Origin of the sequence: Parabacteroides sp. PM6-13, from assembly GCF_029892605.1 — a bacterium.
In the GTDB taxonomy this organism is placed as follows: Bacteria; Bacteroidota; Bacteroidia; order Bacteroidales; family Tannerellaceae; genus QVMG01.
On the sequence record NZ_JARXWF010000005.1, the window covers coordinates 160179 to 180089 of the forward strand.

Sequence of the window (19911 nt, forward strand, 5' to 3'; positions counted from 1 at the left end):
TTACTTCTAAGACTGCATGAAGAGCAATCCGTTTAATAGAAGACGAACGAGAGGGCGTTTTATAACTTCTTTTAGGAATTTTGTAATAATTCGCGCGCATTGGTCATCGAGGCCTCCGTCAAAGTTGCCCCACTCAGCATACGGGCAATATCGCGGACACGCTCTTCGTCGGTTAACGGCTTGATGTAGGTGTTGGTCTGTTCCGCCGTATCTTCTTTGTAAACCAGGTAATGCGTGCGCCCTTTCGAAGCAATCTGCGGCAAATGGGTAATGGCAATCACCTGCATATTCTTAGCCAGTTGCAGCATAATTTCCCCCATTTTATCGGCTATATCGCCGGAAACTCCGGTATCCACCTCATCGAAGATAATAGCCGGCAGCGCCGTATACCCAGCCATCATGGCCTTTATGCAGAGCATCAGGCGGGAAATCTCCCCACCGGAAGCCGTTTGTGCCACCGGCATCAATTCGCCTGCCCGATGCGCGGAGAAAAAGAAGGCGACATCATCCATGCCGTCTGCTCCCGGTTCGTTTTTTTTCTCTATACCCACCTGAAAACGGGCATGGGGAATACCCAAAAGGGCAATCTGCGCAGTCAATTCTTCGGCAAACTGTTTTGAGGCGGCCAGACGGCGTGTATGAAGCGCTTCAGCCTGTTTCAACAGCTGCTTATAGGAAGATTTCTTTTGCTTCTCCAGCGCATCGATCTGTTCATCATACGAGGCGATCTCTTTGAGTTGTCCTTCAAAATCGTTCTTCAAGGCAAGCAATTCAGCAACAGTCGACACACGATGTTTCTGTTGTAGAGAATAAAGCATATTCAGGCGATCGTTCACCCAATCGAGGCGATCAGGATTGAATTCGATACCCTCCTTTTGTTTATCTGCTTCCGATGCCAGATCGTTCAAATCGATATAGGCCGTTTCCAGCCGTTCAACGATCTCTTCCGCAGGAGCGTAATAGGGAATCATGGCACGCGCAACCGAAAGTGCCTCTTTCAAAAGCATCACGCCTCCCCGCTCCTCGCCATTTAATAATTCATGGACTTGGAAAAGGGATGATTTGATCTCTTCAGCATGGGAAAGCATCTCCTGCTCCCGCTCCAACTCCTCCTGTTCCTCTTCCTGCAGGTTGGCTTCCGCCAGCTGCTCCCATTGAAAACGAAGAAAGTCTTCCTCTTTTTTATTTTGCTCAGCTGTCTCTTTCAGTTGCTTCAACTCTTTCAACAACGCCTGATAGGCAGCATAGGCTTTTTTATAGGTATCGAGATAATCATTGTTTTTCGCCAGCATATCGATCACGCGCAGTTGAAAGCGATTATCTCCCAACAATAGATTCTGATGCTGCGAGTGTATATCGATCAACCGGGATCCCAGCTCTTTCATCACAGGAAGCGAGACAGGCGAATCGTTTATAAAGGCGCGCGACTTACCCGACGCATACAATTCACGACGAAAAATAGAGGTGACCGGATCATACTCCAGGTCGTTCTCTTCAAAAAACGCCTGTAATTGATAGGATGATATATCGAAATGAGCCTCAATCACGCACTTATCCGCGCCATGACGGATGCTTTTCCCATCGGCACGTTGCCCCAACACCAATCCCAAAGCGCCGAGCATAATCGACTTCCCCGCGCCGGTCTCCCCCGTAATAACCGATAATCCTTCATGGAAGCGGATATCCAGCTTCTCTATCAATACGTAGTTCTGAATATATAACGATGATAACATCTCTTTTATGGCTGTGTAAGTGGTTCTAAACGCATTTGATCTGCCGGGAAGAGCTCGGAAAGCATTTTGTAGCCCTCTTGTTTCTCTTGGCTGGTTGCTTTTGAATAGATAGCAACGACCTCGTCTAATTTCGCATTGACAAACATCTGTAGGATCACGGATGTAGGCCGGGCGCTTTTTACCTGTTGCAGGGCAGGCAATGCCGCAATGATATTAGCTCGCCCGCGATCGGCATTGGCCGCCATTTCATCGAGCCCCCGGCGATGGTAGGTGTACCACATCTCGCGGAAAGCCTCCGAAGTATTGTCGGTCAGGGCGGTGATAATCGCGTGTCTGTTCTGGTCGCTTTCAAAGGCTTTCCAACCGCTCCACGACATCTGCGCCTGCGCCAGGCTTACGACCTGTTGTGCCTGCTGCAGAAAAGGACTTCCTCCCTGGGGAGAGAAACTGTCGAAGTCAAGCCCTAAAATCAGGTAGATATAAAACACCATGGTAGCAGTCAGATTGCTTGAGAGCATATTCTCGGCATATTCCAGGGGTTCATACTCCGTGTATTCAAAGTCGAAAGCACGGTCGCTAATGTTCAGAATCGTTGTCGTATAGCTGGAGTTATAGGCCGGACGACGCGCCTGTATCTGCAATTCGCTTTTGAAACTATTATCGGCCTGTTCATTCACAATGATAGTCATCGTACAATCGATCCGCTCGTTCACCGTAAAAGTCGCGTCTGTCCACTTCTTATTATTGACAAACTCCGTCAGCGCGTTCTGCAACGTGGTAAACACCTGCTTATTGGTGCCCTGGATCTTATCGCTGTTGATCATGATACGGGCATTCAATTCCTGCGCCTGCACCCCTGCGGAGACAAAGCACGCCAGAAGAATTCCTATAATCTTATTCATGTATTCTCTTTTAAGCCTATTATTAGTCGATCGACAATATCTTGAGCCACCTCCTGTTTGCTCTTCAAAGGATACTCAGTGATGCCTCCCTCTTTATCCAATATCGTCACCTTATTGGTATCTACACCAAAGCCAGCACCTGCATCTTCCATCGAATTCAGAACGATGAAATCAAGGTTTTTGCGCTTCAGTTTGCCCTGTGCATTGGGAATACCATCTTTTGTTTCGAGGGCAAAACCAGCCAACACCTGATCGGCTCGCTTCATTTCGCCTAACGTAGCAGCAATATCTTTATTCGCCACCAGACGCAATTCCATGCCTTCGCGCTTCTCCCGCTTTATCTTTTCCTCTTCACGCTGCTCAGGGCGATAATCGGCCACAGCAGCACACAAAAGAGCAGCATCCGAATCTGGGAAATAGTTGACAGCCTCACGGTACATCTCCTCAGCCGATTCGACATCGATTCGCCGAATGCCCGGATGATAAGTCTTCAAAGAAACCGGCCCTGCCACCAAAATAACCTCTGCTCCCCGCGAGGCACAAGCTTCTGCCAGAGCAAAACCCATCTTGCCGGAAGAGTAGTTACCTATAAAACGTACGGGATCGATCTTTTCATATGTCGGACCGGCTGTTATCAGCACTTTTTTTTTTGACAGATCTGCCTGAGCGGCAAAAAAGGCTTCCAGGTAGTCGATAATAACCTCCGGTTCCTCCATCCGCCCCTTACCGATCAATTGGCTGGCCAATTCACCTTCGCCCGGTTCAATGATCCGGTTGCCGAAAGAGCGCAAGCGTTCGATATTCTGCTGTGTAGCGGGATGGGCATACATATCCAAGTCCATCGCCGGAGCAACAAAGACAGGCGCTTTACAGGAGAGATAGGTTGTGATCAGCATATTATCGGCTATACCGTTTGCCATCTTACCGATCGTAGCGGCTGTAGCCGGCGCAATCAGCATCGCATCGGCCCAGAGTCCCAGATCCACATGGCTGTTCCACGTGCCGTCGCGGTTCGAGAAGAACTCACTGATCACCGGATTACGACTCAAGGTCGACAGCGTCAAAGGCGTAATAAACTCCTTGCCAGCCGGCGTAATAACCACTTGCACTTCCGCACCTTTCTTCACTAATCCCCGGATAATCGTCGCCGCCTTATAGGCCGCGATACTCCCGGTCACACCCAATATAATATGTTTACCTTGCAGCATAACACTCATTTTTTGACACTTCAAAGATACGATTTCTAATGGATAATGGATAATGGACAATGGATAAGCGGAGATTTATAGTTTTCACACCCGCAGCATCAAAATCTCCCGGGCTACCTTATCGTCGATATTGGCGTGTTCGCCTAAGTGCCAGTTCATTTGTTTTACCTGGCTGACCAGGTTGTCCAGGTCGGATTCGCGGATGCCATAATCGGAAAGGCGTGTTTGAATGCCCATTTCCCGGAAGAAGGATTCGCAGGCTTCGATTGTTTTTTCTACGCGTTCCTCGGGGTCTCCTTCCGTGATGCCAAAGACGATCTCGCCCAGGCGCATGATCTTCTCCGCTTTTTCTTTCTGCATATAGGTCATCACACCCGGCAGAATCACCGCCAGGGTTTGGGCATGATCCAGGCCAAACTGTGCTGTCATGGCATAACCAATGCGGTGCGACGACCAGTCCTGCGGCACACCCTGCCCGATCCATCCGTTCAACGCGTTGGTTGCCGCCCACATCAGATTGGCACGTATATCATAGTTATTAGGATCTTTCAATACTTTTCGCCCCTCTTCCACGATCACCTTCATCAACACTTCCGAGAAGGCATCCTGTACTTTGGCATTCACCGGGTAGGTAAGGTATTGCTCTATCACATGAATAAACGAATCTACCACCCCATTGGCCACCTGCCGAAGCGGCAAAGAATAGGTCACTTCGGGATCTAAAACAGCAAACTGCGGGTAGACTTTCGGGCTGGCAAAATTCAGCTTCTCACCACTCGATACGCGGGTGATCACCGCCCGATCATTCATCTCCGAACCGGTCGCCGCCAGGGTAATCACCGCCCCGATAGGCAAAGGTTGTTCGATCGATTTCCCTTCAGAGAGAATCGTCCAGGGGTCGCCATCAAAACAGGTCGATGCGGCTATAAACTTAGCGGCATCCACCACGGAACCACCACCAACAGCCAGGATAAAGGTCAGTTTTTCTTTACGTACCAACTCTACGGCCCGCATACAGGTTTCGTAATGCGGATTGGCTTCGATACCGCCAAACTCAACTACTTGGTGGCCTTGCAAAGCGTTTACGACCTGGTCGTACACCCCGTTTTTACGGATGCTTCCGCCACCATATAAAAACAACACACGTTCGGACACAGGAATAAGTGTCGATAAGCGGGCAATCACTCCTTTTCCGAAGACTACCCTTACCGGATTACAAAAATCAAAATTATTCATGGTTATTTGGAATTAAAACCGCGCAGTTTTATTTCAGTGAATACTTTTTTGGTGTCTAAAGGGAAATCGCCTCCCAAGATCCAACCATAATAGCCTGAGTCTGTCTCCAGCACTTCGGCCACCGGACGTCCTTTGTATTTCCCGAAGTTGATTACCTCTACCCCATTATCATCATAGACCACGCGTCCTGCGAAGTCGACATTGTTGTTATGGCTGGAGAATTTTGCCAGAAAAGCCATATCATTCTCCAATTCCGGATAACGATCGAGCTGAGCTTTCAATACTTCATAGGTTGCCTTCGTGTCGGCTTCAGCCGTATGCGCATTCTCCAACTCTTTATCGCAATAGAATTTATAGGCCGCCGACAGGGTGCGTTGTTCCATTTTGTGGAAAATCGTCTGCACATCAATAAACTTGCGCTTGCGGAAGTCTATATCCACCTCCGCCCGCAGAAACTCTTCCGCCAGCAAAGGAATATCAAAACGATTGGAGTTGAATCCTGCCAGGTCGCATCCCTCTATCTCGGAGGCCAGTTTCCGAGCAATTTCTTTAAAGGTCGGGCAGTCTTTTACATCCTCATCCGTGATACCGTGGAAAACGGTTGACTCCGGCGGGATAGGCATGCCGGGATTTATCCGATAGGTCTTACCCTCCTCTTTGCCGTTGGGGAAGACTTTCACATAGGAAATCTCGACAATACGATCTTTCACAATATTAATACCCGTGGTCTCCAGATCGAAGAAGACCAACGGGTTTCTAAGGTTTAATTGCATTTATCAGTTGTTAATCATTCAACATCATCGGCATAAGCAGCATCAGAAGATCTTCGTTTTCTTCATTTTCTGATGGCACGATGACTCCGGCACGGGAAGGATCCGCCAGCTCCAGCACCACCTCATCCGAGTTAATATTACTAAGAATCTCAATCAGATAGGTCGATTTGAAACCGATGCTCAGGTCTGATCCGTCAAACTGACAAACAATCGTCTCTTCCGCCGAAGTAGAATAGTCGATATCCTGCGCCGAAACAATCATCCGACTGGCTGTCAATTGCAGTTTCACCAGACTACTTGCCGGATTGGAGAATACAGATACACGCTTCAAGGCGTTGAGGAAAGAGAGACGGTCGATATTCACCTTATAGGGGTTCTCCTGAGGAATCACGCTGTTATAGTTCGGATAACGTCCTTCGATCAGGCGACATACCATCTCAAACGACTGGCAGATGATATAGGCATTGTTCTCATCGAAGGTGATCTTCACCTCTTCTTTTTCTTTTCCCAGCACACCCTTCAGGAGGTTGGCCGGTTTTTTGGGAAGGATAAACGATGCCCGCTCCGGCGATTGAATAGCCAGGTTACGCAGGCGCACCAGTTTATGCCCGTCGGAAGCCACAAACGTCAGGTCTTCCGTATGTATATCAAAATAGACACCATTCATCACCGGACGCAGTTCGTCGTCGGCCGTAGCAAACAGGGAGCGACTGATACCGCTCAACAGCTTCTGGCTGTCGATAGTCAGCGAGATCGCGTTCTCTTTCAACGGTTTTTGCTGCGGATAGGTATCCCCTTTCTGACCGATAAAGCTATACTTACCATTCTGAAAATGAATCAATACCTCCATGTTGGCCTCACTAATATCGAAAGTAAGCGGTTGTTCCGGCAGTTCCTTCAATGGCTCCAACAGGTTTTTCGCCGTAATGGCAAACAGGCCTTCGCCCTGTACATTCATCACTTCCACCGAAGTAACCATACGGGTTTCCGCATCAGAGGCGGTTATTGTCAGCATATCACCTTTCAAATCAAAAAGAAAACTATCCAGAATCGGAAGTGAATTCTTGGAGGCGATCACCTTACTAATAGACTGTAAACGGGACAATAGCGCTGTGCTGGATACATCAAATCTCATGGTTCTATATTTTTTCTGTTATACATATTCATTAAACATCAAAAGAGCAACGGGTTGACCCACAATCCTCTTCCGGCTAAGTGGAGCAAAAGTAATAAATAATTCTATTCATACGACCGCTACCTCTTATAAAAACAGAAAGATCAGGACACAAAAAAAACTTCTTCCCCACATCCCGTGGAAAAGAAGTTTTCAGATATCCTTTTTTACCCGCGACTTATTTCGCGTAATAATCTTTTACAGCTTCGTTAGGAACCATTTCTTCCTGGAAGATATAAGCGCCTGTTTTCGGAGACTTAACCATTTTGATTACCTTGGAATAGGTACGGCCGTCACCTTTCTTAAAAGTTGCAACTGCTTTCTTTGCCATTGTTTAATCTCCTATTATTTAATTTCTTTGTGTAATGTCATTCTCTTCAAGATCGGATTGTATTTCTTCAACTCCATACGAGCTGTTGTGTTTTTCCGATTCTTTGTTGTGATGTATCTTGAAGTACCCGGCATACCGCTTTCTTTGTGTTCGGTACATTCCAGAATCACTTGTACTCTATTGCCTTTTGCTTTTTTTGCCATTTTCTATTTCCTCCGACATTATGCGTTTAAAAAACCTTTTTCAGCGGCTTGTTTGATGGCGGCATCCAATCCAACTTTGTTGATCGTACGCAACCCTGCGGCTGAAATATTGAGGCTAACCCAACAATCCTGTTCTACCCAGTAGAACTTTTTTGTAAACAGGTTAACATTGAATTTACGTTTCGTCCGATGATTGGAGTGAGAAACGTTATTGCCAACCATTGCTTTTTTTCCGGTAATTTGACAAACTTTAGACATCTCTTTATTTATTTTATTCTTTTTCTAATCAAATAGGGCGCAAAGATATACATTTTTACTGAAGCATACAACTTTCACCCGAAAATACATATAAGAAATCTCCCTTCTCCGGAACATAGCATCTTGTACAGAAGCGGAAGAAAAAAAATAGTTATCTGAGGCTGTACGCAGGATGAGACTTGAACTCACACGCCGTAACCGGCACTACCCCCTCAAAGTAGCGTGTCTACCAATTCCACCACCTGCGCGTCATAAGGGGTGCCCAGAACAGGACTCGAACCTGCACGTCTCGCGACACTCGCACCTGAAACGAGCGCGTCTACCAATTCCGCCACCTGGGCATTTCCAATACACAAAAAAAGGAGAACCTCTTACCTCCCTTGTACGCCAGAGCGAAAGACGGGATTCGAACCCGCGACCCTAACCTTGGCAAGGTTATGCTCTACCAACTGAGCTACTTTCGCAATAACGGCTGCAAAGATAGAGTGATTTTTCTTTTTCACAAAACTTTCTTCGTAGTTTTTTCGCAGTTTTTTTAGATTTTTTCCACCAACGCTGTAAATAAGCGGGTCATCACGGTCGCTGCACGGTTGGCCTGCACGATTACATCGGCACCATCGTTCACAAAATCATCGGCAAAATGATATCCTTCATTTGTGATAACCGACATACCAAAGACCCGTATATCCGCGTGACGCGCTACGATCACCTCCGAAATGGTACTCATCCCGATCGCATCGCCGCCCGCCTTGCCATAAAAAGCATACTCCGCCGGCGTTTCGTACGAAGGGCCGGTCAGCCCTACATAGACACCTTTCTTCAAAGCCACTCCCTCTTCATCGGCGATCTCCTCCATCAAACGAATCAGTTCACGGTCATACGCACGCGTCATATCCGGGAAGCGAGGCCCGAAGTCCTCATTATTGGGACCGATCAAGGGATTGGGTTGCATATTAATATGATCGCGTATGATCATCAGATCGCCCACCTTAAACGACGTATTAATTCCTCCGGCAGCGTTCGACACCAACAGGTTTTTAATACCCAATAGTTTCATCACACGAATGGGGAAGGTCACCTGCTGCATCGTATAACCCTCATAATAATGAAAGCGTCCCTGCATGGCGATCACATCGCGGCTGCCCAGTTTACCGCAAATAAAATTGCCTTTATGCCCCGATACGGTCGATGTCATAAAATGCGGGATCTCTTTATAAGGTATAACCACCGGATCCGCAATCTGATCCGCCAGCGAGCCCAAGCCACTTCCTAAAACAATGGCAGTTTCCGGCTGAGCCTTTATCCGCAAGCGGATGTAATCGGCGGCTTCTTTGTAGTGTGCTGTTTTTATCATGATTTTATTTTTTATTTTTAATGTATATATCCTAATATAGCACCACTACGTGGCGCAACGATTTGTATATCCATTGACCCCGCGCTTACGCACGGGGCTATTCACATTTTACCCCTAACGGGGGTAGTGATCCACTATTTGTATTTTGACTCATATAACTTCTTTAACTTCTAACTTCTTAACTTCTTTAACTTCTCCCCCATTCACCTTTCCATCAACCGATAGGCCACTTCCGAAGCTTTCTCCAGAATAGCCTCTTCGCCCGCCACCTTTTTATTCTCCATCAAAATCCGTCCGTTGCAAATAACCGTATCCACACAACTACCGTTCGCCGCATAGACCAGATTAGACACAAAATGAAAATTCGGAGCAAAAGCAGGCATCTTCAGGTCGATCAGAGATAAATCAGCCAAATAGCCTTCAGCAATCCGACCGGCATTCAACCCGGCAATCGAAGCCCCCACAACAGTGGCTGCTTCCAGCATCTCCTCGGCCGTCAACGCCTCCGGATCCTTACGCCAGCCTTTCCCCAAAAGCGAGGCCAACTTCATCGCCTCGATCATATCTAAATTGTTCGACGAGGAACAGCCATCGGTTCCTATCCCGACCGCAATACCCTTCTCTTTCATCTCCTTAAAGCGAAAATGGATACCGGAGCCCAATTTCATATTCGACGCCGGATTATGCGCCACCTTCACGCCATGATCGGCCAATAACTGAATCTCCTCCTCATCGACATACACCCCATGCGCAATCATCAAACGCGGCGAAAGCACACCTAACCGATGCAGATAGCGCACGGGCGTCAGCCCGAAATCGCGCAGCGAATTAGCCACTTCCTCCTCCGTTTCAGCCAGATGCAGATGAATCAACAAGCCATTCTCTACCGAAAAGCGGTTTACCCACTGAAGCATCTCGCCCGACACGGTATAAATAGCATGAGGCCCCAACGAATAAGTGATCCGGTCGGTAAACGAACCGACGCGACTATATTGCTCGCGCAATTTCTGCTTGCCTTTGCGCATCAACTCCGGATTGAAATGATCGAAGCAAACGCCCGACAACACCCCGCGAACGCCCATCTCCTCCACCGCCTGTGCCGTAGCCTCCAGGCGTTGATACATATCGAAAAAGGTGGTCGTGCCCGTCTTAATCATCTCCAGGCAAGCCAGTTTAGCTCCCCAGTAGACATCTTCGTCGGTCATCTTCGCTTCATTGGGCCAGATCTTCTCCTCCAGCCAGGGCATCAGCTTCATATCGTCGCCAAAACCACGAAACAATGTCATCGCCGCGTGCGTATGCGTATTCACCAATCCCGGTATCACCGCTTTGCCGCTCCCGTCGATCACCCGCGATGCATCCACGGCAAGGTGCTCGCCCACCTGCTTAATAAGATTACCTTTTATATATATATCGGTCACCTTATCGAACAGCCATACATTTTTGATTAATATATCGGATAGTATCATGAGAAACGGGCTTTTACGTTTTTAATTTTTTCGCCTTCGATGCGACTTAACAGCGAACGGTATTTCTCGCGTTTCACAGCAGCAAACGAACAGCTCTCTTTCACTTCGACCACGCCCAGTTCCTCTTTCTCTAACCCTCCTTTCTGAAACAAAAAGCCGACAATATCTTTTTTACTCAGTTTATCGCGCTTCCCCCGGTTGATCGTGAGGGTAACCCAGGGCGACGGAACGGGCTTTTTGGCCACAGCCGGCAGAAAGAACTCCTCCGGTTCACGGTCGATATATTCCGGAGCTGTCTCTTCCGGATTCAGGATCAGATAGGCATTGCCCGAGGCATGCATACGCGCCGTGCGTCCGTTACGATGGATATAGGCCTCCTCGTTCAAAGGCAGATGGTAATGAATCACATGTTGCACATCGGGAATATCCAAGCCGCGCGACGCCAGGTCGGTCGACACAAACACCGCCGCGCTGCCATTACGAAAATAGGACAAAGCCCTTTCGCGTTCGGGCTGCTCCATGCCGCCATGGAAGCTCACATTATCCACTCCCTCGCCTGTCAGATAATTACTCACCCGCTCGACCGCCTCCCGCAGATTGCAGAACACCAGGGCAGACTCACCTTGCAACTCTCCGAGCAAACGATATAAGGTTTCCAATTTATCTTTCTGCGGAGAGCGTACCTGCCGTAGGGTCAGATTCTTCGTCTCCCGACTTTCGCTCAGAAACGAAAGACGAACAGGCGATTTTATGCCGGTAAACGCAGGGATCTCCACCGCCTCGGTGGCCGAGGTCAATACCCGCCGCCGCAGAGCCGGGAGATGTGCCAGGATCTCTATCATCTCAGAGAGGAAGCCCAATTCCAACGATTTATCGAATTCATCGAGCACCAACGTGTGCACCCTATCGAGATTCACCGTGGCCCGTTCGATATGATCCACCAGGCGTCCCGGTGTAGCGATCAAGACCGTCGGCGGATGTTCCAGATTTTTCTTCTCCGTACGGAAGGGATGTCCACCATAACAGCAGTTCACCTTATAGCCCGTACCCAACGAACGTAATACCGTTTCGATCTGCAGCGCCAACTCACGCGAGGGGGCCACAATCAAAGCCTGTATTACTTTCTCTTCCCGCGTCAACGCCGTCAGCAACGGCAAAAGAAAGGCCAGGGTCTTACCCGATCCGGTGGGGCTCAACAACACCATATCTTTGGTCGTACCGGCACCCAACACAGCCTGTTGCATCTCATTCAAAGACTCGATACCGGCATTTGTCAGGGCGCGTGAAATCATTTCATTTTCTGCCATATAAAGCGTATGGATTAATTCTACGCACAAATATACGCTAAATAGTCATCGACCCAAAAGAAGATATTATTTTGAGGATGCCCGAAGCCTCTTTTTTCAAAAGTGTTAAAATACGGATTGTAAGCAAAAAGGGCTTTTTTGTAACAAATCCATACGTTAAAAAGTGTTACTCGCGGGACTAATTTAAAATACCCCGGCGTTTTTGCGCAAAAAGTCGGTCGGAAGTTTTAAATCGTAAGTTGAGGGTTTTCGAAAAATCAGCCTAATTAACACATATTAAGAAATATAATTCACAGATACTGCAACGTCTCGGATTGTATGCCGTCTATAGGATAAAGATGTGTGTTTAAATAGCGTGATGTATCTATAAAAACATCATAAATGCATTACCTTGGTAATGAAAAGGAACGGAACATCCTGCCTGAGAAGGTCGGATGTATCTTTTTTAACAAAACGAATATAAAAAACAGCTATATGAAAACTATCTTACGCAACTTTCTAAGCGTTATCAAACGCTTCAAAATGGCCACCTTCCTGAATATTTTGGGACTATCGATTGCTTTCGTCGCGTTTATGGTTATTATGATCCAGGTTGATTACGACAATGGGTTCGACCGGCACCATCCCCAGGGCGATTGTATCTTTCGGGTAGAAGCCCAATTCGATCATGGCAGCGAAACACAGACTATAATCAATCGCCCCTTGGCGGACCTGTTTATCAAATCATCACCACATATCCTGGCTGGTGCCTTGGCGAATCCCTGGGGTGGCGATATGTTCTTTTCAATCGAAAAAGAGGGAAGCTTGCATCATTTTCAGGAAAAAGGAATTACGGTCTATCCGGAATTTGTCGATGTCTTTTCATTAGACATCCTGGAGGGAGAGGGCCAATCGATTGCGGAGCCTAACAAGGTGTTGATTCCGATGAGTATGGCGCGGAAGCTGTTTGGCAACAGTTCGGCGGTTAATCAAACGCTGAAAGGAAGAAACGGATCGTTAACGGTCGGCGGTGTCTATCGCGATATACCAGACAATTCGATCATTCAAAACACGATTATCCGACGTATTCCTGAAAATGAGAATATCAACAACTATGGCAACTGGAATTACAACGTCTATATCCGGCTCGACCGGCCGGAGAACGCCGCAGGATTGATGGAAAACTTCATACGGGTGACCGATCCTTCTATCCTGGGAAAAGACTTTACATGGGAGGAAAACAGTTTCAATTTCCGCATGACACCTATCGCGGATGTCCATTTCACGACCGACGCGAAGTATGACTCCACCCCGAAAGCCAGTCGGCAAACCCTGTTGGTGCTTTTTGCTATCGCTATTATTATTGTGGTGATCGCGGCGATCAACTTCACCAACTTCAGTACCGCCTTAACCCCTATGCGCATCAAAAGCATTAACACGCAAAAGGTATTGGGTGGTGATACGTCGACCATACGCTCTTCTCTTATCTTCGAAGCGGTAGGCATCAGCCTGTTGGCCTACCTCATCGCGTTAGGCATATTGGCCATCCTTCCGTTCACCTCTATCACCAGCTTATTGGAAGCCTCTTTATCCATCGGGCAACATCTTCCGATTGTAGGCGGCACCCTATTGATCGCGCTCGCGACCGGCCTCATTGCCGGAATCTATCCGGCGATTTATATGACCTCTTTCCCACCGGCATTGGTACTGAAGGGAAGTTTCGGCCTATCCCCCAAAGGGAGAACCCTGAAAAACGCCTTGATCAGTGTGCAGTTTGTGGCTTCGTTTGCCCTTATTATTGCCTCCTTCTTTATGTATCTGCAGAATTGGTATATGCAAAACACCGCCCTGGGCTATGACAAAGAGCAGGTTATTATCTCCAACACCTCGGGCGAACTGGTCAAAAGTAAAAGCGCGTTTATCGACCAGATCAAATCGCACGCGGGCATCGATGACCTAACATTTTCCGAACCGCTCCTGTCGAGCTCCGACCAGTATATGGGATGGGGACGGAGGTATAAAGACGAACAGATCAATTACCAATGCCTGCCGGTTGATCCCTCTTTCCTGGATGTGATGAAGATCGAAGTAACCGAAGGGCGTGGCTTCCGGGAAGATGATGCCAAAACCCGCCATGGCGTCTACGTATTCAACCAGAAAGCAAAAGAGATGTACGATATAGAACTGGGCTCCATGATCGACAGTGCTACAGTTATCGGCTTCATGCCGGATGTCAAATTTGCCTCGTTCCGCTCCGAAGTGGTTCCGATGGCCTTCTATGTGTGGGGCACGCAGAATTGGGGAAACCAACCAAACAACATCTATATAAAGGTAAAAGCCGGTGCCGACATGAAAGCCGCCATGAGCCATGTACGTGCTTCGGTGAAAATGTTCGACGCGGAATATCCTTTCAATGTGCGTTTCTTCGACGAAGTGTTCAATCAATTATATGAAAAAGAGCAAAAGCTCTCCTCGTTGATCACACTGTTTAGCATCATTGCGATCTTTATATCGATGGTAGGTGTTTTCGGACTGGTGGTGTTCGACAGTGTTTATCGTCGGAAAGAGATTGGCGTACGCAAGGTGTTAGGCTCATCCACACAGCAGATTCTTATCATGTTCAACAAGAGCTACCTGTTGCTTCTTTGCCTTTGTTTTGTCATTGCCGCGCCTGTCTCCTGGTTTACCGTACACCGATGGTTAGAAAATTTCGCCTATCGTACGCCGATGTACGCGTGGGTCTATGTCGTTGCCTTTTTCATTATCGTGTTCATTACGATATGCACCGTAACCTTCCAAAACTGGCGGGCAGCCAATGATAATCCGGTGAACAGCATAAAAACTGAGTAAGATATCGCTTCATTTTAATAGAAATAATATACCTTTGTGCACGTACACACTGAACACATATTATTAATTAATCTATAAAAATGAAGACACTATTCAGCACATTCGCCGCAGCGCTTCTTTTGCTCTGTAGCAGTTGTCAACCGAACGATGGCTGGCAAAAGTTATTTAACGAAAAAGACCTCACCGGTTTTGTTCAATTAAACGGGCAGGCTCCCTATCGCGTAGAGGGCGGTTGCATCATCGGCACATCGGTCAAAGGACAACCCAACAGCTTCCTGGCAACGGAAGCCGCCTATGGTGATTTTATTCTTGAGTTTGAAACCTGGTGTGATCCGGCTGTTAACTCCGGTGTTCAGTTCCGCAGCGAAAGCTATCCGGAATACAACAACGGGCGTGTGCATGGTTATCAGTGCGAAATGGATCCATCGGATCGTGCCTGGAGCGGTGGTATCTACGACGAAGCACGCCGTGGTTGGCTGGTAACGCTCACCGACAATGCAGCCGGAAGAGCGGCTTACAAAAAGAATGACTGGAATCAATACCGCATTGAAGCCATCGGAAACAACATCCGTATCTGGCTGAACGGGGTAAATACCGCCAACCTCTACGACGAAGAAACCCTGAGTGGCTTCATCGCTTTCCAGGTGCATAGCATTGGTAACAGTGATGAAAAAGAGGGCAAAGAGATTAAATGGCGCAATATCCGTATCAAAACGGAAGACCTGCAGAATTCCCTAATGCAGGGAAGCCTGGCTCCTGCCGTAAACCGCATCCCCAATTCGCTTTGCGAAGCAGAAACGGCTGATGGTTGGAAGCTATTGTTCGATGGAAAAACATCCAACGGCTGGCGCGGTGCCCACAAGGAAGAGTTCCCGAAACATGGCTGGACAATTGCCGACGGACAGATGATCGTGCACAAATCTGACGGTGGCGAATCGACAAACGGCGGAGACATTGTGACAACAGATCAGTACAGCGCCTTTGAATTACAGATTGAATTCAAAATCACTCCGGGAGCCAACAGTGGTATCAAGTATTTCGTAACCGAATCGGAAAAACAAAAAGGTTCGGCATTTGGTCTGGAATACCAATTATTAGACGATAGCCGTCACCCGGATGCCAAAGCCTACACCACAACACCGGGCAGCCGCACACTGGCCAGCCTTTACGACATGATCAAAGCCGAAAACAAACGTTTCAACGGTGTAAACCAATGGAACCTGGCCACTTTGAAGGTCTATCCCGACAACCGGGTAGAGCATTGGCTGAACGGCTTCAAGACCCTGGAATATGTACGCGGTTCGGAAGCCTTCCGCGAAGCGGTGAAAGGCAGCAAATATGCCGCACCGGCTTACAACACCGCCGGTCCTTTCGGCGAAGCGGCTGCCGGACACATCCTATTGCAGGATCATGGTGACGAAGTAGCCTTCCGAAGCATTAAAATCAAAGAGCTGAAATAATAGATAGTCCGGTGAGGGGGGAGAGATCCCCCCTCTCCTATTTAATCAACCTTAACCACAGAAAAGCCATAACCGGGGTATTCGCCAATATTTTAACAAAAAATAGGATATAAAACGCATCAAGTTAAATTATAAAAACGACATTTGTTAATTTTAATTTGCGTAATACACACACGATGTGTTGCAACAAGTCAATATGTATGAAGAAACAACTTCTTTTATGCTCGGCAATCGCGCTGTTTATTGCCGGCTCAGTAAACGCCCAAACGACCACGACCCGACCGGTCGAGGAGGAGACAATCCTGACGTATCAACAAGCCCTGGGCGATTTCGCGATTCCCTATAACGGGAAAGAAGAAAGCGCGTACCAGCTAAACCCGACCAACCACCCCTATTGGCAAACGTCCGAATTTATTGTGGGTGATTTGTGGTATAATCATATATTATACAAGCAGGTCGCTATGCGTTTGAACATACACCGGGACGAATTGGTGGTGTTGATGCCGGGCAAACCGTTTAATATTGTATTGGAAAAGGAGAAATTCAACCGGGCGGTATTGCATGGCCAGACCATCATCCCATCACAGACCGATCTGTTGAAAAATGCCCCTTCCGGCGACTACCATATCCTGTTGCACGAAGGTCTGTTCCCGATAATCAAGAGCTATTTTGTTTCGCTGGAAGAAAAGATTGCCGACCGGGTGCTTGAACACACCTTCCGGGTGAGCGAAAAAATATATGTCTGTAAAGAGGGCACTTGCCATCCGGTGGCGAAGAAGAGCTCTCTACTCAAACTCTTCCCCGACAAGAAAAAAGAGCTGGAGACATATATTAAACAACATAAACTGAAGTTTAATAAGAAAAAGCGGGAGGAGTCGATTGTGCAAGTTGTAAACTATTATGAAACTATTTTGTAATGAAGAGATCACGAATATTAGCGATAGCATTACTCGCTTTTTGCTGGATGAGCGGAGAGGCTCAACAAAAGATCAGTATCCGGGAAAAGAATATAGAACCGGAAAGGTTATTTCAAACGATAGAACAACAAAGTGGATATATGATCTATTGCAACCTGGCGGAGATGGATTCGCTGTTGCTCTCGGTGGATATGACGGAGTCGTCCCCGGAAGAGATTCTGAAGAAAGCCTTTGAAGCGACCGACTACAAGGTGTCTTCGTATGGTGATAAATACCTGTTCGTATTAAAAGACAGGGAGCTGATCACCGAATTGTCGGAAGATTATTTCGACAGACGCAAAACGTATAGTACGACTTCGGACAACTACCTGTTAAGCCCATTGGAGCAGAAAGCCACGTCCGAGAATAAACTATATACGATTGGTGACGAACGCTCTACCGATGTTCCGGAAAAGATACAACTAACGGGTATCATGACGGATTTCCGAACGGGAGAACCTATTATCGGCGCGGTGATCTATACCGAAAAAACACTGATTGCCGCTACGACCGACGCCTTTGGTTTTTATTCGCTTCAACTGCCTCCCGGCCACCATCGCTTATTGATCCGGGGTATTGGCCTGAAAGACACGCAGCGTCAGGTGGCTATCTATAATAATGGGAAACTGGATATTGAACTGGAAGAAGAGGTCTACTCGCTGAAAGAGGTGATTGTCACCTCCGAACGCCTGGCGCGTGTTCAAAGCACGAAGCTGGGTGTAGAGAGGATCCAGATAAAAGATATCAAAAACATCCCGACCGCCTTTGGGGAGGTCGATGTGATCAAAGTGGTGATGATGCTTCCGGGCGTAAAGGCTGTCGGAGAGGCATCCAGCGGTTTTAATGTGCGCGGAGGCTCAACGGATCAGAACCTGATCCTGTTTAACGACGGAACGATTTATAACCCGACCCACCTGTTCGGTTTCTTCTCGGCGTTTAACCCCGACCTGGTGAAGGAGATCGAACTGTATAAGAGCTCTATTCCTGCAAAATACGGGGGACGTATCTCTTCGGTATTGGAGATAAACGGTAGAGAGGGAAACAAGAAAGAGCTGACCGGACAGGTAAGCCTGGGACTCTTGACCAGCCGGGCGACCATAGAAGGGCCTATCGGTAAGAAGACCTCGTTTATCCTGGGCGGTAGAACCACCTATTCGGACTGGATTCTGAAGAAGCTGCCGGAGAAGAGCGGATATAATAATGGACGTGCCGGATTTTATGACCTGAACGCGATTATAGATCATAAATTCTCAGAAAACGACAACCTCTACCTAAGCGGTTATTACAGCCATGACCGTTTCAACTTCGATGAAGACGAACGGTATGGGTATGGGAATATGAATTTCTCCGCCAAATGGCGACATATCTACAACGATAAATTGACAAGCACGCTCACCGGAGGTTATGACCACTACAGCTACGAGACGGAGACGAATGAGACTCCGACAAACGCTTATCGCTTAGACTTCGGTATAAACCAAGGATTCCTGAAGATGGATTTCACCTCTTATCTGACCGAGAAACATACGTTGGACTACGGGCTGAGCGGCATTTTGTATGTGCTTAACCCGGGCAAATATGGGCCGAACGCGGATGAGTCGTTGGTGATTTTAGACAAGATGCAGGAAGAGCACGCGTTGGAAACGGCTATCTACCTGGCCGACAGATGGAGCATTACGCCGGAGTTCTCACTCGATTTAGGCGTACGCTATTCGATGTTTAACGCGATGGGACCACGGACATACAACCTCTATGACCCGACGAAACTACCGGATATGTCGTCTATCGTAGACACCAAGACGGTGGATGGCTGGAAGGGGTTCAAAACATACCACGCGCCTGAGTTCCGTCTATCGGCGCGGTACGCGTTCCGTTCGGACTTCTCCGTAAAGCTGGGTGCCAATACCCTGCAGCAATACATTCACAAGCTGTCGAATACGACCATTATGTCGCCCACCGATACCTGGAAGCTGAGCGATGAGAATATCCGTCCGCAAAAAGGATTACAGGTGGCTGCCGGTATCTATAAGAACTTCTCCGACAATACGATCGAGACATCGATCGAAGGATATTATAAAACTATGAAAGACTACCTCGACTATCGTAGCGGTGCTCAACTGATCATGAACCATCATATTGAAACAGACGTGATGAGTACAGAGGGGAAGGCCTACGGCGTTGAGTTGATGATAAAGAAGACACAAGGGAAATTGAATGGCTGGATCAGCTATGCTTTCTCGCGCACCCTGTTGCGACAGAATGACTCACGGGTTGAGAAGCCCATCAATAACGGCGACTGGTATCCGGCGGATTATGACAAACCGCATGAGTTCAAGTTCGCGGGGAATTACAAATTCACACAGCGCTATAGCGTTTCGTTGAATTGCGATTATAGCACGGGGCGTCCGATTACGCTGCCTACCTCTAAGTATCAATACGCGGGAGGAGAGTTTGCCTATTATTCAGACAGAAATCAATACCGCATACCCGACTTCTTCCGCATGGACCTGGCTATCAATATTGAGCCAAGCCACCATTTAACGCTATTGACTCATAGCACGATTTCTCTGGGGGTCTACAACCTCACCGGTCGGAAGAATGCCTATTCGGTTTATTATGTAGCTGAAAACGGCAAACTAAAAGGATATAAAATGGCGATATTCGGTTCGCCCATCCCTTATATCTCTTACAATATAAAATTTTAACAAACCAGTTGAC

At 47.7% G+C, this 19911-nt stretch carries 16 protein-coding genes and 3 tRNA genes; 4 read left to right on the forward strand and 15 right to left on the reverse strand.

Features of this window, described 5'->3' with window-relative positions:
- Positions 1 to 71: 71 nt before the first annotated feature.
- From recN to M2134_RS06835, 15 genes are all read right to left on the reverse strand, one after another.
- Complete coding sequence (recN, locus tag M2134_RS06765) at positions 72 to 1733, reverse strand: DNA repair protein RecN (protein WP_280750527.1); 1662 nt, start codon at positions 1731 to 1733, stop codon at positions 72 to 74.
- Positions 1734 to 1738: 5 nt separating this feature from the next.
- Entirely contained in the window at positions 1739 to 2635 is an 897-nt protein-coding gene (locus tag M2134_RS06770) for a DUF4835 family protein (RefSeq protein ID WP_280750528.1), read from the reverse strand.
- On the reverse strand, positions 2632 to 3843 hold the full coding sequence (gene coaBC / locus M2134_RS06775) for a bifunctional phosphopantothenoylcysteine decarboxylase/phosphopantothenate--cysteine ligase CoaBC (protein WP_280750529.1): 1212 nt from the start codon (positions 3841 to 3843) through the stop codon (positions 2632 to 2634). Before coaBC ends, M2134_RS06770 begins: the two co-directional genes overlap by 4 nt.
- A gap of 84 nt (positions 3844 to 3927) precedes the next feature.
- On the reverse strand, positions 3928 to 5079 hold the full coding sequence (locus M2134_RS06780) for an iron-containing alcohol dehydrogenase (RefSeq protein ID WP_280750530.1): 1152 nt from the start codon (positions 5077 to 5079) through the stop codon (positions 3928 to 3930).
- Positions 5080 to 5081: 2 nt separating this feature from the next.
- The gene (locus M2134_RS06785) at positions 5082 to 5852 is read right to left on the reverse strand and encodes a 3'-5' exonuclease (RefSeq protein WP_280750531.1); all 771 of its coding nucleotides are present in this window, start codon (positions 5850 to 5852) and stop codon (positions 5082 to 5084) included.
- Between the two features lie 10 nt (positions 5853 to 5862).
- Positions 5863 to 6987, reverse strand: coding sequence for a DNA polymerase III subunit beta (gene dnaN, locus M2134_RS06790; protein WP_280750532.1), 1125 nt, complete (start codon positions 6985 to 6987; stop codon positions 5863 to 5865).
- A gap of 217 nt (positions 6988 to 7204) precedes the next feature.
- Entirely contained in the window at positions 7205 to 7357 is a 153-nt protein-coding gene (locus tag M2134_RS06795; protein WP_277465946.1) for a DUF4295 domain-containing protein, read from the reverse strand.
- Between the two features lie 14 nt (positions 7358 to 7371).
- Positions 7372 to 7560 carry a 50S ribosomal protein L33 gene (rpmG, locus tag M2134_RS06800; protein WP_280750533.1) on the reverse strand — a complete coding sequence of 63 codons (189 nt, stop codon included), beginning with the start codon at positions 7558 to 7560 and terminating at the stop codon, positions 7372 to 7374.
- 18 nt (positions 7561 to 7578) lie between these two features.
- Positions 7579 to 7818 (reverse strand): 50S ribosomal protein L28, encoded by a 240-nt coding sequence (rpmB, locus tag M2134_RS06805; protein ID WP_280750534.1) that lies wholly within the window; start codon positions 7816 to 7818, stop codon positions 7579 to 7581.
- Between the two features lie 164 nt (positions 7819 to 7982).
- A tRNA-Leu gene (locus M2134_RS06810) sits at positions 7983 to 8066 on the reverse strand.
- 11 nt (positions 8067 to 8077) lie between these two features.
- Positions 8078 to 8159 (reverse strand) — tRNA-Leu (locus M2134_RS06815).
- A 50-nt stretch (positions 8160 to 8209) separates the two neighbouring features.
- Positions 8210 to 8282: transfer RNA gene (locus tag M2134_RS06820), tRNA-Gly, on the reverse strand.
- Positions 8283 to 8353: 71 nt separating this feature from the next.
- Positions 8354 to 9172, reverse strand: a complete 819-nt coding sequence (locus M2134_RS06825) for a purine nucleoside phosphorylase I, inosine and guanosine-specific (protein ID WP_280750535.1) — start codon at positions 9170 to 9172, stop codon at positions 8354 to 8356.
- 203 nt (positions 9173 to 9375) lie between these two features.
- Entirely contained in the window at positions 9376 to 10641 is a 1266-nt protein-coding gene (locus M2134_RS06830) for an amidohydrolase (protein WP_280750536.1), read from the reverse strand.
- Entirely contained in the window at positions 10638 to 11948 is a 1311-nt protein-coding gene (locus tag M2134_RS06835) for a DEAD/DEAH box helicase (RefSeq protein ID WP_280750537.1), read from the reverse strand. The genes M2134_RS06830 and M2134_RS06835 overlap by 4 nt, the downstream gene beginning before the upstream one ends.
- Before the next feature lie 474 nt (positions 11949 to 12422).
- Between M2134_RS06835 and M2134_RS06840 the strand changes: the two genes are divergently transcribed.
- From M2134_RS06840 to M2134_RS06855, 4 genes are all read left to right on the forward strand, one after another.
- Positions 12423 to 14777 carry an ABC transporter permease gene (locus M2134_RS06840; RefSeq protein WP_280750538.1) on the forward strand — a complete coding sequence of 785 codons (2355 nt, stop codon included), beginning with the start codon at positions 12423 to 12425 and terminating at the stop codon, positions 14775 to 14777.
- Between the two features lie 80 nt (positions 14778 to 14857).
- Positions 14858 to 16237 (forward strand): DUF1080 domain-containing protein, encoded by a 1380-nt coding sequence (locus tag M2134_RS06845; protein ID WP_280750539.1) that lies wholly within the window; start codon positions 14858 to 14860, stop codon positions 16235 to 16237.
- Between the two features lie 200 nt (positions 16238 to 16437).
- Complete coding sequence (locus M2134_RS06850) at positions 16438 to 17154, forward strand: hypothetical protein (protein WP_280750540.1); 717 nt, start codon at positions 16438 to 16440, stop codon at positions 17152 to 17154.
- On the forward strand, positions 17154 to 19898 hold the full coding sequence (locus tag M2134_RS06855) for a TonB-dependent receptor (RefSeq protein WP_280750541.1): 2745 nt from the start codon (positions 17154 to 17156) through the stop codon (positions 19896 to 19898). Before M2134_RS06850 ends, M2134_RS06855 begins: the two co-directional genes overlap by 1 nt.
- Positions 19899 to 19911 lie beyond the last annotated feature (13 nt).